Here is a 13847-nt window from a genome sequence, read left to right as displayed (position 1 = left end):
GGCGCTGATGATGGCCAACAGCCCCCGGCAATCCCCGCGCCGCAAACCTGCCACCCCTCGGTTGACTGAATCCGAACAGCGCCTGCGCAAGGCAAGTCGTGCCAAGGTGCGCCGCGGGCGGTCCCGCACGAAGCAGCTGGCAAGAACACGCCGCCAGATGGCAAGGGCCTCCAGGCGCATCAACCGCCTGGTGGCAGCACGATGACAACCACCACCAGAGACGCGCAGCGCCAGGACCTCATCACCGCCATCTACGCAGAGCTCGGCTACGCCTCGCCGGCCTTGCCAACGTTTCTAACTGAGAACGAACTGGCTAAGGTATTGCGCATCAGCCCCATCACGCTTCGAACCCGTAGGCAAGCAGGGCGACTTGGAATCGCCCACACCAAGGTTTGCAAGGCCGTCCTCTACCGCGCCATCGACGTCGCTGACTTCATCCTCTCCCATCGACAGGAGCCAACCCCATGATCCACCCCCTCACCTGCCTGGCGCTGGTCGCCATCACCGTGGCCACGGCCATCATCTGGTTCCGCATCCACCTGCGCCGCCGGCTGGCTTCCGACCGCGCCTTGTGGCGCCGCAGCCTGGCGCGCGGCTTGTCGGACGCCGCCCTGCCCACGGCTGCGCAGTCCGAGGCCGCTGCAGCCGTGTTAACCCTGCTGGCCGAAGTGATCCTGGGCACGGGCGAGATGGGCCACTTGGAAGCCGCCGTGTTGCGCGAGCGCGTGCAGGAAGGCGCGGCCCTGGACGACAAGCGCGCCCGGGAATCCCTGCTCCTGCGCATGGCCAATATGCTGAACGCCCTCGCCGGCGCGCGCGAGCTGCTGGCGGTCATGCACCCCGAAACCCGCCGCGACGCGACCCTGCGCGATGACGCCGTCACCACTCTGGATGTCGCCTTGTCCGCCTATCGTGGCGACGAGGCCACGCCCCCGCCAAATGCACACCACCAGTAACACCCAAATGGAGACCCACATGAGACACGAGAAGCGCGAACCCCGCCAGCCCGATCCGGACCGGCTGAAGGCAGCAAATGAAGGGCAAGAGGGGAAACCACCCAACGCGGACGTGGACGCCTATGACCGCCTGCTGAAGGAGGCGTTCACCTTCCGGGCCACCACCAGTAGCCCAGGCTGGCCCGCCATCTTCGGCAGCATGCTGGCCGACTCAAATGCCGCGGCCGTGGCCTTGAAGTCCTGCGAGAAGATGAACGACGTGATCCGCTGCCAGGCCACGATCGCCTACGTGGAGGGACTGCTGGTCAAGCTGCGCCAGCCCGGCGATGACCTGAACGCCATGCGCAAGCGCTACCCCCTGTTCATGCAGGAGTTCCACTACCGCGCGGACTTCGACGAGCTCACCGGCCGCGTGACCCTCATCGAACTGGGCAAGCCCACGGGCCAGGATGCCGCAGCCGGAGCCGCCGCCGGAGACGGAGACGGAGACGGAGACGATGCCGGCAAGGCACCCGCCCTGGTGCTGCCCATGCCCCCCAGCCGTCGTCGCAGCCAACCCGTGCCCGAACCCGAGGACGACGCGGGAACGCAGGCGCCGGAAGCCGGCGATCCTTTCGGCGAATAGCCCACCCCGGACGGCCGGGGCGCCCGCGGCCCCGGCACTCTCCATGCGAGGACACTGCATGAACTACTCGAAGAAGGACCTGGTCAAACGCCTGCGCGCCGCCTACGGATACTCGGCGCGCGATGGGCAACGGGCGGTGGGCGACGTGATCCGGGCCATGCTGGACTTGACCGAGACGCTGCAGCCCGGTGACGCCCTGAGCCTGGAGCACATCGGCATCCTCGCGTGCCGGGTTCGGCCCTGGAAAGGCCAGGACAAACATCAGATTGCCTTCAGCCCCTCGCCCCTCCTGCGTGCCCACCTGAGAGCCAGAACCGCCAACGCGCGCAGGAAGGGCTGTGCGTCATGACGCCCAATCGCTCCAGACGCAACGACCTGCTCCCAGGCGACAGATTCCTGGTAAACGAGGTCTGCGAGCAGCAGGCCGAGCCGAAGGCCGAGTCGAAAGCCGAGCAGCAGCCAGCACCCACCAAAGGCTCCCCGCCCAGCACCAAGAGCGCGGCCGAGGTGCTCGCCGACATCATGGACGCCCTGCATGTCGCCCGCTACACGTCCTGGGACGAGCTACCCCACCTGGTGGCCTTGCGATGCAGGGGCCTGCGCAAGAACCAGCTGCACGACCTGGTCAAGGGCTGCCTGCAGGATACCGTCACTGCCGGTGGGCCCATCTACCACAATCAGATCCACGTCCTGAACGCCACCAAGCGCATCACACGAGCCATTCACGCCGCCCAGCATGCCCAGCGCAAGGGAGACGACATCCATGGCTAGTCACCCCGCAACCGGGCACTTCTTCCTGGGCCGGCCCTACATCGGAACCACCGAAAGCCTGATCGCCATCGACAAAGCAATGCGCGCCGGCGCCATGGCCATCGCCAAGCGGATGAACCAGAAGCTTCCCCCCGAGGTGCGTCAGCGCCGCGCCCGGGCCCGCGTTCGCAAGCACATCGACACCCACTGGCAGAAGGGCACGATGGACGGCATCGACCTGCTGGCCTGGCTGCGCACACAAGACTGGACCGCCATCCCCGCTAGGACCAACCCATGAGCCCTGGGCTTCCAACCGATCGCGGTGCGCGTCTCGTGATGGACTGCACGCTCATCATCTGCTGGAAGGCGGAAATCCCCGACCGCCACCTGCCCGACCTGCCGCGATCCTATGCCGAGCGCCTGCTGGAGGATCTGGTGGACGCCCTGCGCCCGCACCTCACTCAGCTGGAGATCAGAGAGCAGCTGGCAACCGGCGAGCCCGGACGCCGCCTGCGCCTGTGGGACACCTGCTGCGAACATGGGCTGGTGGACGTCCAGCGCCGCCAAGCCGACCAAGCCCACAACCCGGCGAACATCCCGCCCCACAGCGACACCTGGTTCATCGCAACGGGCCGCGCGATCAGCCGAGCCATGACCCGACCAGTCGAAGGAGAATGATCACGTGAAGGAATGCCTTGACCAGCCCGGGCCCTGCGCCTGCAGCAACCCAAACACCATGCGCCACTTGAGCTATCCCCTCATGGAAACCGACCCACCCAAGACCGCCGTCGAACTGCGCTGGTGCCCAGCGTGTGGACGCGCCATTGCCTGTGTCGGCCGCTACAACGAGACCTACGAGCAATTGCGGCACAGGGCCGACGCGGAGTGGATCGCTGCACAGGCCCCGGCTGATGGCCTGCTGCGCCCCACCACGGCACTTGACGGGCTTGGCCCCACCCATCGCCGCGTGCTGGGCGCCATCTGCCTCATGGGACCCCAGCGATCCGCCACGCGCGGGCTGTCCCTGGTCACCCGCTTGTCCACGACCCAAGTGGTGAACGCCCTGGCAGCCCTTCAGGCCATGGGCATCATCGGCCGCACCAGCTGGTCGACGCCGCCGGCCGAGGGCACGGAGCTCCCCGCCACCTGGTGGCCAATGCCAGCCCACCACGACGTCCTTGGCCTTGCCATGGACATCGCAGATCTGACCGGTGCCGTCGACCTCCACCTACGCACGCTGGGCCAGCCGGCCGCAACCGCCATCCCGCAGACTGAAAGGACCCCCGCATGAGCGCAGAACCCGTTTCCCCCGAGCTTGCCCTGCAGGCCGCCAGCACGTGGCTGTCCAGGTTCGAGCGCCCCCGCGTGCTGGAGGCCGTGCGCATGGCACCCGTCGTCCTCGACACCATCACCCTGGATGATGAGCTCCCCGGGCTCCACATCGTGTCCGACGGTGTTGGCTTCGCCCTCGTCGCCGGCGACATGCAAGCGGAGCCTATCCTGGGCTGGGCTGCCGCAGGGGAGTTCCTCACCGGCCAGGCCATGCACCCCGGGCTGGCCGAGCTCCTCCACGGCTGGGGCACGGAGATCCTGCTGGCCCGCCAGGCGGATCCGGACAAGGCCGCCAGGAGCAACATCTACCGCCAGAAGTGGGACGCCCTCCTGGACAGTAACGGGCGCGCCGCCACCCCCACCGTCGACGAGATCCAACCCCTCTTGGCCGCCAGATGGAACCAGGGCAATGGGTGGAACGCCCACTGCCCCAGCGATCCCGCAGGGCCTGGTGGCCACGCCTACGTGGGCTGCGTGGCCGTCGCCCTGGCCCAGGTCCTCTTTCACCACCAGCACCCCTGGCGCGGGCAGCGGGTCCAGAGCTACGAGCACGATCGGTACGGCCAGATCACCATGTACATGGCGGAGGAGACCCCGGCATGGAAGGACATGGCCGCCGCCGGCATCACGGACGCCGTGGCGCGCCTGCTCTACATGGCCGGCGTGGGCGTGCGCATGAATTACGGCCCGAGCAGCTCCAGCGCCCAGAGCTCCATGGTGGTGTCCGCCCTGCGCCTCTTCCTGCGTTATGCCGACACGGCGCGCATGGTGTGGCGCAGCTCCACGCCCCCGGAGACATGGGAGGCACTCATCCCAGAAGAGCTGCAGGCCGGCCGGCCCATCGTCCACCGCGGCCAAGGGCCCACGGGCGGGCATGCATTCAACCTGGATGGTTGGCGATCCGACGGCTACAAGCACCTCAACTTCGGCTGGGGCGGGTCCTACAACGGCTGGTACACGCTGGACAGCATCACGCCATTCGGGATCCGCGACTACACCAGCGTCCAGGGCATGGTGGTCGGCATCCAACCGCGCGTCGAAGAGCTGATCGCCCCGCGCGACGGCGATCACAACGTCCCACCCCACGCCGTGCTCCTGCGCTGGAAGCCTCGGCAGGACATGGCCCGCATCGAGCTGGACATCGCGTACAACGCGCAATTCTCGCCCGTGGCGCGCCGCGCCATCCTCCAGGGACATTACACCCAGCACACCATCAGCGGCCTGGCGCCTAGCACGCGCACCTTCTGGCGCATCACCTGGGTGGACAAGACCGGCCGGCGCTACCCCGTGGAGCCCTGCAGCTTCGTTACGGGCCTGAGCCCCCTCACGCATCCCGGTAGCGGACGCCCGGCGATGACTTCCGGGAGGCCATGAGATGACCGCATCAACGCTTCCACCTCTGCGACCCCTCAACCTTGCGCAGGAAGTCAACGAAGGGAATCAGGTGCTCGAACAAGTCCGCACGGAAATCACCTGTCCCATCGTGGACAAAACCCCAACGTCCGTCGACGAAGGTGACGTCCTCGGCAAGGGCATACCCGTCAGGGCCAAGGAAGACTCCCTGCACCCTGGTGCTGTCATAGACGAAGCTCACCACCACCTGATGGATTCCAACACGAATGATGTCGCCAGTACAAACGAATCGACTCATGAATGTGCCTCCGATGACGAAGAGTGGAATCGCCAAGTCGAAGAAGAGTGGCTACGCCGAAAGACCTACACGCCAGCCCAGTACCTGCAGGTCAACCTGAACAACCTATCCAATATCCTGAGTAGGGTCGATTTCCCCGAGCGAGAAGAAGCGATGCGGGTAATCAGGGGCCTGCAGTCGCTTGCCGGCACCTATGCCCGTGAGGAGGAGTATCGAATGAGGGTGAAGGCATGAAGCACCAGGTCGTTGGCGGCCAGCCCGCATGATCCACGAGGGTAGCATCAAGAAGGGCGGCTTGGGCACAAAGCCAACCACGCCACCGCCACCCCCGCCAGCTGGACAGTGCCCCGCGCAGTCACGCGACCTCGCGCATGCCCTGGGCATCCCGGCAGCGGAGCGCCCCAGGTGCCCGCGCTGCAATCGGCGCATGACGCTCAAGAACAGCAACAACGGCCTGTTCTGGGGCTGCCCCAGCCACCCAGCGTGCACGGGCCTGGTGCGCGCCCAGCCATCCGGCTGGCCCGTGGAACCCGCGGCCGCCACCAGCAGCCTGCGCGCCTGGCGGCACGCCACGCACAGCGTGTTCGACCTCGTCTGGAACAGCCGGCCCATCGAAGAGCGCCCACGCGCAAGGGAGGACGCCTACGCCTGGCTGGCCCAGGTCCTGGCGTGCCAGCCCGAAGAGGCCCACATCGGCCTGTGCACGCGCGGGCAATGCCTGCACGTCCTCGTCGCCTGCGTGCTGCGGCTTGGAAGCGAAAAGGCAGGAGCGACACCCCGTGGATAAGACCAAGGACATCATGCGCCTGGTGGACATCCCACACGACCAGGTGGCGATTTGCGCAAGCCCCAAGACCGCCAATGGCAGCACATCATTCTCGCGCGCGGTTCCGCGCAGCGCCAATCCCACCATCGTGGCTGGATGCTGGGCGCGCTTTGCCCACTGGCCGCTGGCGGCTGACAACCCACCGCGGCGCGTCGAGGGCATCACCGACCGCCAAGTCTGCTGGCTGACGCCCCGCGCCGGCTGGCGGACCTTTGCGCGCACCATGGACCTGGTGCTGGTGGATGCGAAGGCGCGCAAGGCATACGTGGCCACCGTCGGCAGCCTGGTGGACCAACCCCAACCCGAAGCAGTAGAGGATCCGGAATGAAGCCCACCTACGTCATGACCATCACCGTCGGAGGGCCCGTCACGCGGGCCGACCTGGAGAACGCCATCGCCAAGCTGGCGTCCCGCTGGGGCGACACCTCCATCATCGAGGCCACCATCCACAAGGCCAGGGCGCGACGCGCAAGGCCGGCCACAGAAGGAGCCGAACATGTCTGAGCTCACTATCGAGCGAGGGGACCGCGTCCGGCTTCACACCATCGGCGGTTACACAACCCACATCGTCACCAAGACGGGACTCGCTGCCGGCGCCGACGTCGCCTGGTTGCTGAACAAGCGCTGCCGCGTTCCCATGTCGTCTCTCTCGCTAGTCCGCAAGTCCACGGCCGACGACCGCTACCAGATCTGGCTCCGTGAGCTTGCCATGACCACCTCCACCATGTCTCGCCGGGCCTTCTATAACGAGCACGAGCGGCTCCAGGCGATCAAGGCCAAACTTGAGCTTGACGTCAAGCACCTCAATCGATTGCAGCCGCACATGGACGGACAGCCAGCCACGCAGGGCGCGCTGAACGCCCTCATCCACCAGCGGGACACGGCGTGGAAGCGGCAGGCGGCGCTGGAGGAGCAGGTGCTACGGATGGCGCAGGATAATACGACCAAGCAAACCAGCAGCTGGCTGGGCCGCTGGATGGCAGGATGGCGGCAGTGGCACCGTTCGCTTGGATCTTCCAAGGACTAGATCGACAGTTGACAACGCATTGATGGACAAGGATTTCACGCATCTATAGGAGACCCAACGATGAAGAACCGTGCACTTGCCCTCATCCTCACCCTCATCCTGGCACTTGGCGCCTTCGCCCAGGACACCCCCGAGCTGGTCACGCCAACCTATGGCCAGCACTTTGTTCCAACCACCGGCACGCTCTTCATCTGGATTCCCAAGCCCGGCTACCACAACTGGGTGCTCCAGGTGGCCGACAACCCGGCCCTGGACAATCCGCTGATCGAGGTCCAGGTGACAACCACGCGCTACCGCTTCCCAGGCACGCTGCCGGCAGGCACACGCCTCTATTGGCGCGTGTTCTACATCAACGACGAAGGGCAGCGGTACCACTCCGGCCTGGGGACCTTCTGGACCGCGCCCGCCATCCACTACATCGAGATGTTGAGATAGGGGAGCAACCGCGCCTTCTGGCGCAAGGGAGGAGTGACAGATGGGCACGATGGACACGAAGTATTGCTGGCACTGCGGCCACCAAACCGAGAACGGCAGATGCGTAAATGATGAGTGCCGAGTCATGGCGCTTGATGCCGAGCTCTCCCGCCTCCGGGCCGAGCCAGCCCAGCCCGCGAGGTTCGAGCTGACGAACGGGGAGTTGACCGCGCTTGAAGAACCTTGGCATCCAGATCATACTGTAACAGTGCTTCAACATGCCCTCCGCCGCTGCATGGCGCAGCAGGCCCAGCCAGAGCCGCAGAATTGCAGTGCTGCTCTGTCCTCGGTCATAAACGAACGCGGCAGGCAAGACGCAAAGTGGGGCGAGCAGAACCATGACCCGTTCACCTACCTGACTATCCTGACTGAGGAGGTCGGAGAACTGGCGCAGGCGTCTCTCCAGACGCGCTTTGGTGGGAACAAGGGCGGGCTGGATCGGATGCGTGAGGAGGCCGTCCAAACAGCCGCCGTAGCGCTCGCTATCGTCGAGTGCCTTGATCGAGGGAAGTGGGAATGGGCGCAGCAGGCCCAGCCCTGCCCCGAGTGCGCGGCCCTCACCAAGCGGGAAGGAGACGCGGAATGAAGTTTCGCAAGAAGCCAGTCGTGATTGACGCTGTGCAGTGGTTCAAGATGGGCGACCACCAAAAGGTTGTCCCAGACCCGAGAGGGAACCCAATCATCGACACACTTGAGGGGCCACACTTGGTGACCGTTGGGGACTGGATCATTACAGGAATCCAGGGGGAAACATACCCCTGCAAGCCGGACATCTTCGAGGCGACTTACGAGGCAGTGGAGGGCGCGAAATGAACAGCGTGCAGAGGCTCATCGAGGCGGCAAAGCATCAAACTAAGTGCCATGACCGATTCGTCTTGCTCGACAGCAATCCCGACAAGGAGAGCGGCGAGGAGTGGGAAGATGCACTGAACGACAGGCAAGAGGCGACGACGGCCACAGAGAAAGCATGCGCGGCCCTTGATGAGGCGGGGGAGTCGCCCCTGGCCCTCGTCCGCGAGCTGCTCCCCGAGGCCATCATCGACGCCCCGCCAGAGGTGCTTGCCGAACTGCGCGGGTGGCTCGACGAGGAAGAGAACCGGCGCGGGATTGCCAAGCGGGAAGGGCAGCCCGCATGAAGCGCCTACGCCGCCGCCTCTTTGCCGCGTGCCTGTTCGTCCACCAGCTACACCAGGCCGAGTGGGGATGGTTTTCGCCCAGGGCCAACGGCGCCACCTGCAGCGCCTGGGCCCTGTGGTTGGCCGCCATCCAACTCCCGCCCTGGGGCCTTGGCGTCATCCGCGAGAGCTGGGGCCTGCGGATCATGCTGGTGCGCTGGCAGCTGGTGGCCCACTTCCCCAAGGAGCTGGCACCCATCAAGGCCAAGCTGCTCGCCCGCTGGCCGTTCAACCGCAGAACGGCCAAAGCACCACGTAGATCACGCCCCCAAGGTCCAAAGCCAACCAAAGGGGAGTTCGGCCGCCGCTGGAGCCAACAGCCCATCCCGCACAACGATCGAAGATGCGAGGCGGGCAAGTGTGGACGCCGCGGCCTCTACGCCCGCGAGTGCTACGGCCGCCGGGCAAGCGACTACAGGAGGCAATCATGACCAGCGCATCCGAAGAGAGCGAGGACAATAAGACCCAAAACCCCAACCGCGCCGATCGGCGCAAAGGAGGAGTGACATGGACGCGAAAGAACTCGCCAAAGCAATCAGGGTGATCGGGGGAATCAACTGCAATCGTGCCGCCGCGCTGCTGGAGTCGCAGGCCGCCGAGCTTGCCGAGGCGAGGGGGCTGCTGAGTGGCGCACAGAACACCGCGGCTGAGGCATCCGACGCCGCCAAAACAACGATGGGCGCCTACAAGAACTATCCCGGCACGTCGACCTACCGCCACGCCAAGAACGATCACGAGCAGGCCGAGGCATGGCTGGCCGGGTACAAAGGCTTTCTCGCAAAGGGAGGAAGATGAACACGCCATCCATTGCCTCCCGGCCAGGCCTGTACCTCTTGGTGGCCATCCTCCTGCAGAACGGATCCATGTGCCCGGAGTGCGGACATGGAACCCGCGCCACAAGCAAGCGCTTGGCGCGCTGCAAGGCCTGCGGGGCAAGGGTCCGAAGGAACACCACCACCATCAAGGAAGGATGACCACCATGTCCGAGCACACCATCCCTGAGCCCTTCAGCCGCCTCAGCTTCCACCAACGGGCAGCCGTCTACGCCGGCTGGCGCCGCTTTCAGGAGCTGCACCAGGCACTACTCGCCGCCAGCTACCACCCGCACACGTCCACGCCGTTCCGCGATCTGCTGACAAATACGGCCAAGGACGCCGCCCACGCCGTGCTGCATGAGCACAACTGGTACTTGCATCTCAACAATGAGCTCGTCGTGAAGACCAAGGCTATGCCGGAGGATTCACCCGCTGGTGATGCGCTTACCGAAGCTCTGGCAGATTCACCACGCACCCCATCGGATTTCCTTCCTCGGGCTGCGTCTCCGCTTCCACAAGAAACGCCGCCGCCTTCTTGTGGATGTTCCAAATCGCCCTGTGCGGATTCTCCTGCAGAGCCTTCTTCTGATCTCCATGATACACGGGGCTCAAGTAGAACTGAACAAGAAGTGACGTCAACACGTCCGCATTCATGAGTGCCTCCACGTGAAACAACCCACCAGCCCACGCCCCATGCACGGGCTGGTGGGGGCACTCTACCAACTGTGAACAACAAGGAGCCGAGTGAAATGAACACGCCCGACCAGATCCACAACATCAACAAGGCCCACATCAAAGGCCGCGACCTCGGCCTCACCGACGGCCAGCTATCCAGGGAGGAGGTCCTCTCCGCCGCACAGGCCCAGTTCACCACCCAGGATGAATGGAACGCCTACGCCCAGGCCTTCGACTGGGGCAAGCGCATCTTCCAGGCGGCTATCGCGCGCGACACCCAGGCGCCCCTGGATGCGCTGGTGGCCGCCCGTCGCGCCCTCGCCGACGCCAACTACGCCGTCCTGCGCCCCGGCAAGGACGACGACGAGCTCGTCAGCGTCGCCGACCACATCACCCAGCTGGTGACGTCGCTGCGGCAGGCCCACGCGGACATCGAGGCCGCCCAGGCGTCCGCCGCGGGCATCCAGCCCATCGAGGACATCTGCAGGGCCTGCCTGGTCGGCTACCACCGGGGCCTCGTGCTTCCCCCCGACAGCCAGGTCGGCGACGCCGTTGAGCGAATCGTCGCAGAGTTCGTCAACGAGGAGCTCGCCGCGGCTTGCCGCATTGGCCTGCAGGCTGGACAGGCGTATGCAATGGCTGTCCGCAAGGTCGTCTCACTTGGCCATTCCGACGCGGCCGCGGGCGTGCCCGGCCAGAACTGAACAACAATACGCACCACGGGGCCGGCCCAAGGGCCCCAGCCCTTGGAACGGCCGTAAATCCATGCGACATGTGGACATCGCAACGAAGCGGAACACATTGGAGGACAAGGATAACGAGAACGAAAGGACGGACAGAATGAAGCCCTGCGATTTTCCGCACTGGCTGAGTGACGACGAATGCGACACGCTGCTGGCGAACTGGGATCGCTTTCTAGTCATCGAGACCACACTCCTTAGCGCCTCGGCTAATCCTAGAAACCAGACATCTACATCAATTGCCATCGACAATGCCGTGCGTTGGACGCTCTCCGAAGCCGCCTGGAAAAAGTCCTTGCTGCAGCGACAAGCTGCACGCGCCAATGCGGATGGTAACCCATGAGCGACACCCGCGCCCAAATCACCAGGCTTTGCGAGCGCATGGACAAGGCCGCACTCTTCATGCGAGAGATAGACAACCGCCTGCGCATCGTGGAACAAACCCTGGGCGACCACCTGCGCGAGCACAAGGCCCGCGCAGAGATGGAGGCAGAGGCCAGCAAACCACCCACGCCGCGCGCGCCACGCGTCAAGCGCACGCCTGGCGGCAAGATCAAAGACCCACTCCTGGCCGACCTGTGCGGGCAAAGGAAGGACCTCAACCTCAGCGTCAGGCAACTCGCCAACGTCCTGGGATACCCACGCAACACGGTCTCCAATTGGCTGAATCGAACTCGCGCGCCCGGGCATCCCGAAGACCGCGTGCGCATCCAGGAGTGGATTGATCTGTCCAACAACGCGCCAGCGCGCCTGCTCCGCGAGTGGCGGGAGGAATTGTGAACAATTGGCAAAATCGAAACCACGCCTGCCTCACATCCAAAGTGAGCCAATGGGTCAGTTTCCATATTCCCGTGATACAAGTTAGTCTGAGCTTGTTGCCCCACTGGTTCACTTTGCACTGGGTCAGGTCTGGTCGACAAGACAAGCCCGTAGCTTTGCGCCTGCCCAAAGATTGCCAAAACCTCGTCCCACAGGGGTCTCTCCCTACCCTGGACACTCAAAATTCCTGCCCATTGGCCTCTGCCCGCACTGACATAGATTTTTTGTTTTTTAAGAATAAAAACGTCGATGCGGGCAGTGTCCATCGGGCAGTCGCTTTTTCGTCGCTTGACCACAGGGAGACACCCCCGGAAAATCAGGTTTTGGCAGCCTTTGGGCAGAGAGGGTACAGAACAGCCTCTCGCCATTGGCCCCACGTCCGCGCGCACGTTTCCCCGCTAACCGACGGTCTTCCTCTTCGCCCCCGCCGCCCGCCGCGCCCGCCCGCCGCGAAGCGGCCCCAGGCGCCCCACACGGCACGCGACCCCCACCATCGCCCAACCACGAGGACCCTTGCATGACAACGCCCCACGTGGCGCCCCTGGCGCCCTGCGCCCCAAACGTGCCCCTGCTCAACCCGCAGATCCCCGAAGGCTTCACCGTCCATAACGACCACTGGTCCTTCTCGCGCCTCGACGCCTACGCCAGGTGCCCACTCGCCTACAAGGCCAGGTACCTCGACCCCAAGATCTACGGCGCCGACTGCGTCAAGCCCATCCCAAGCATCACTTCGCCAGCCGAACTCGGCACCCTGTGCCATAAGGCACTCGAACTCGCTGGGCACGTCCTCCTGAAAGCCAGATTCAAAGGCCGTATCAACCGCCACCAGAAACTCATGCTCGAGTGCCTCACCCAAGCCTTCAAGGAACAACCCACCGCAAGCGGCCAAATCCTGGCCGACGCACAGGCCATCCTCATCGAGTACCTCAAGGCCGGCGACTTCTACGCCGACCAAATCATCGGGCTCGAATGGCCATTCGAACTCGTGCTCGAAGAACCCGACGGCGATATCCTCCTCATCGGATTCATCGACCGCCTCGAGGTCACGCCAGAAGGCGTCGTCCGAATCAAAGACTACAAGACCAACCGCCTGTACTACACCAAGGACGAACTCAGGCAATCCCTGCAGCCGTCCATCTACGAGATCGCCATCCGCGAGTCCGAAGCGCTGGCCGTCACGCCGGAAACACCCGTCGACTTCGAATTCGTCCTCCTGCGCCACGGCGTCTCGCAACGCACCACACGCAGCGCGTCCGACCTCGACCGCGCACTCCACCAAATCGTCACCCTCGTCAGACGATGCGAGAACAGCACCCACTTCAAACCCATGCTCAACAAGTACTGCGCCTACTGCGATCACAAAACCAGATGCCCACTCTGGAAAGAGATCGTCGCCCGCGGCTTGCCCGAAGCCCACATCGACCCCAACGACCTGGCCGCCATCGCCGTCGAATACGAACGCGCCTCCGATGCCGCCAAGATCCTCTACCGCCAGAAAGAAGAACTGGCCGACCTCATGAAAATCCACCTCATCGGACACGACCAGATCGAGACGCCCACCCACCTCTTCCGCGCCAGCGCCAATAACGAGACCACCTTCCTCGATCCGCACCAGGTGGTCAGCCTGCTGGCCCAAGCCTACCGACGCACCATCCCGGAAGTCATGCGCCGCATTGGACGCATCTCGAAGACCGAATTCGACCTGGTCATGAAAGACGCCCAGGGCCGGCTCACGGTCACGGCCTTCAAAGAACTGCAGGCCGAGATCGCGCCACTGATCGAAACCATGCCCAACCCCAAGCTGCAAGCCTACAAGCAGCCGGTGGAGGACACGGAGCTCAAGCCGACACGCGTGAAGCGGCCGAAAGCCAAGCGCAGGATTCGTGTATGAACGATGCACTTTCTCAGAAATGAGAAAACGGGAGCCGGATTCTCAGATTTGAGAAAGCATCGTGTGAGGCTGATTGATCGAAGTGTGAGAG

The 13847-nt window shown here is 64.5% G+C and carries 24 protein-coding genes and 1 pseudogene; all 25 read left to right on the top strand.

Going from position 1 to position 13847, the window contains the following annotated elements; translation table 11 throughout:
- Positions 1-201: 201 nt before the first annotated feature.
- Positions 202-468 carry a helix-turn-helix domain-containing protein gene (locus Q8O14_14800; GenBank protein ID MDP2361994.1) on the top strand — a complete coding sequence of 89 codons (267 nt, stop codon included), beginning with the start codon at positions 202-204 and terminating at the stop codon, positions 466-468.
- Positions 465-956: a hypothetical protein gene (locus Q8O14_14795; protein MDP2361993.1), complete on the top strand. Its 492-nt coding sequence runs from the start codon at positions 465-467 to the stop codon at positions 954-956. The genes Q8O14_14800 and Q8O14_14795 overlap by 4 nt, the downstream gene beginning before the upstream one ends.
- A 19-nt stretch (positions 957-975) precedes the next feature.
- Entirely contained in the window at positions 976-1581 is a 606-nt protein-coding gene (locus tag Q8O14_14790) for a hypothetical protein (GenBank protein ID MDP2361992.1), read from the top strand.
- A gap of 58 nt (positions 1582-1639) precedes the next feature.
- Positions 1640-1930 carry a hypothetical protein gene (locus tag Q8O14_14785; GenBank protein MDP2361991.1) on the top strand — a complete coding sequence of 97 codons (291 nt, stop codon included), beginning with the start codon at positions 1640-1642 and terminating at the stop codon, positions 1928-1930.
- Positions 1927-2352, top strand: a complete 426-nt coding sequence (locus tag Q8O14_14780) for a hypothetical protein (protein MDP2361990.1) — start codon at positions 1927-1929, stop codon at positions 2350-2352. The genes Q8O14_14785 and Q8O14_14780 overlap by 4 nt, the downstream gene beginning before the upstream one ends.
- The gene (locus tag Q8O14_14775; GenBank protein ID MDP2361989.1) at positions 2345-2629 is read left to right on the top strand and encodes a hypothetical protein; all 285 of its coding nucleotides are present in this window, start codon (positions 2345-2347) and stop codon (positions 2627-2629) included. The genes Q8O14_14780 and Q8O14_14775 overlap by 8 nt, the downstream gene beginning before the upstream one ends.
- Positions 2626-3009 carry a hypothetical protein gene (locus Q8O14_14770; GenBank protein ID MDP2361988.1) on the top strand — a complete coding sequence of 128 codons (384 nt, stop codon included), beginning with the start codon at positions 2626-2628 and terminating at the stop codon, positions 3007-3009. The genes Q8O14_14775 and Q8O14_14770 overlap by 4 nt, the downstream gene beginning before the upstream one ends.
- A gap of 67 nt (positions 3010-3076) precedes the next feature.
- Positions 3077-3622, top strand: a complete 546-nt coding sequence (locus Q8O14_14765) for a hypothetical protein (protein ID MDP2361987.1) — start codon at positions 3077-3079, stop codon at positions 3620-3622.
- Positions 3619-5037 (top strand): C10 family peptidase, encoded by a 1419-nt coding sequence (locus Q8O14_14760; protein MDP2361986.1) that lies wholly within the window; start codon positions 3619-3621, stop codon positions 5035-5037. The genes Q8O14_14765 and Q8O14_14760 overlap by 4 nt, the downstream gene beginning before the upstream one ends.
- Position 5038: 1 nt before the next feature.
- Positions 5039-5548, top strand: coding sequence for a hypothetical protein (locus tag Q8O14_14755; protein MDP2361985.1), 510 nt, complete (start codon positions 5039-5041; stop codon positions 5546-5548).
- A gap of 193 nt (positions 5549-5741) precedes the next feature.
- The gene (locus Q8O14_14750; GenBank protein MDP2361984.1) at positions 5742-6101 is read left to right on the top strand and encodes a zinc-finger-containing protein; all 360 of its coding nucleotides are present in this window, start codon (positions 5742-5744) and stop codon (positions 6099-6101) included.
- On the top strand, positions 6094-6468 hold the full coding sequence (locus tag Q8O14_14745) for a hypothetical protein (protein MDP2361983.1): 375 nt from the start codon (positions 6094-6096) through the stop codon (positions 6466-6468). The genes Q8O14_14750 and Q8O14_14745 overlap by 8 nt, the downstream gene beginning before the upstream one ends.
- Positions 6465-6644 (top strand): hypothetical protein, encoded by a 180-nt coding sequence (locus Q8O14_14740; GenBank protein MDP2361982.1) that lies wholly within the window; start codon positions 6465-6467, stop codon positions 6642-6644. The genes Q8O14_14745 and Q8O14_14740 overlap by 4 nt, the downstream gene beginning before the upstream one ends.
- Positions 6637-7167 (top strand): hypothetical protein, encoded by a 531-nt coding sequence (locus Q8O14_14735; protein MDP2361981.1) that lies wholly within the window; start codon positions 6637-6639, stop codon positions 7165-7167. Before Q8O14_14740 ends, Q8O14_14735 begins: the two co-directional genes overlap by 8 nt.
- A gap of 60 nt (positions 7168-7227) precedes the next feature.
- Positions 7228-7602 carry a hypothetical protein gene (locus tag Q8O14_14730; GenBank protein MDP2361980.1) on the top strand — a complete coding sequence of 125 codons (375 nt, stop codon included), beginning with the start codon at positions 7228-7230 and terminating at the stop codon, positions 7600-7602.
- Positions 7603-7876: 274 nt separating this feature from the next.
- Positions 7877-8146 (top strand): annotated as a pseudogene (locus tag Q8O14_14725) (MazG-like family protein).
- A 77-nt stretch (positions 8147-8223) separates the two neighbouring features.
- Positions 8224-8454 carry a hypothetical protein gene (locus tag Q8O14_14720; GenBank protein MDP2361979.1) on the top strand — a complete coding sequence of 77 codons (231 nt, stop codon included), beginning with the start codon at positions 8224-8226 and terminating at the stop codon, positions 8452-8454.
- Positions 8451-8777 (top strand): hypothetical protein, encoded by a 327-nt coding sequence (locus tag Q8O14_14715; protein ID MDP2361978.1) that lies wholly within the window; start codon positions 8451-8453, stop codon positions 8775-8777. The genes Q8O14_14720 and Q8O14_14715 overlap by 4 nt, the downstream gene beginning before the upstream one ends.
- A complete protein-coding gene (locus Q8O14_14710; protein MDP2361977.1) occupies positions 8774-9247 on the top strand; it encodes a hypothetical protein in 474 nt (157 codons plus the stop codon). The genes Q8O14_14715 and Q8O14_14710 overlap by 4 nt, the downstream gene beginning before the upstream one ends.
- 76 nt (positions 9248-9323) lie before the next feature.
- A complete protein-coding gene (locus Q8O14_14705; protein ID MDP2361976.1) occupies positions 9324-9611 on the top strand; it encodes a hypothetical protein in 288 nt (95 codons plus the stop codon).
- A 184-nt stretch (positions 9612-9795) separates the two neighbouring features.
- Positions 9796-10287 (top strand): hypothetical protein, encoded by a 492-nt coding sequence (locus Q8O14_14700; GenBank protein MDP2361975.1) that lies wholly within the window; start codon positions 9796-9798, stop codon positions 10285-10287.
- A gap of 93 nt (positions 10288-10380) precedes the next feature.
- The gene (locus tag Q8O14_14695) at positions 10381-11010 is read left to right on the top strand and encodes a hypothetical protein (protein ID MDP2361974.1); all 630 of its coding nucleotides are present in this window, start codon (positions 10381-10383) and stop codon (positions 11008-11010) included.
- 136 nt (positions 11011-11146) lie between these two features.
- Positions 11147-11389, top strand: coding sequence for a hypothetical protein (locus tag Q8O14_14690; protein MDP2361973.1), 243 nt, complete (start codon positions 11147-11149; stop codon positions 11387-11389).
- Entirely contained in the window at positions 11386-11826 is a 441-nt protein-coding gene (locus tag Q8O14_14685; GenBank protein ID MDP2361972.1) for a helix-turn-helix transcriptional regulator, read from the top strand. Before Q8O14_14690 ends, Q8O14_14685 begins: the two co-directional genes overlap by 4 nt.
- 556 nt (positions 11827-12382) lie before the next feature.
- Complete coding sequence (locus tag Q8O14_14680; GenBank protein ID MDP2361971.1) at positions 12383-13756, top strand: PD-(D/E)XK nuclease family protein; 1374 nt, start codon at positions 12383-12385, stop codon at positions 13754-13756.
- Positions 13757-13847 lie beyond the last annotated feature (91 nt).

This window comes from bacterium (genome assembly GCA_030685015.1).
Taxonomy (GTDB): Bacteria; CAIWAD01; CAIWAD01; order CAIWAD01; family CAIWAD01; genus CAIWAD01.
Note: the sequence above shows the minus strand (reverse complement) of the source record. Positions and strands in the feature narration are given on the sequence as shown.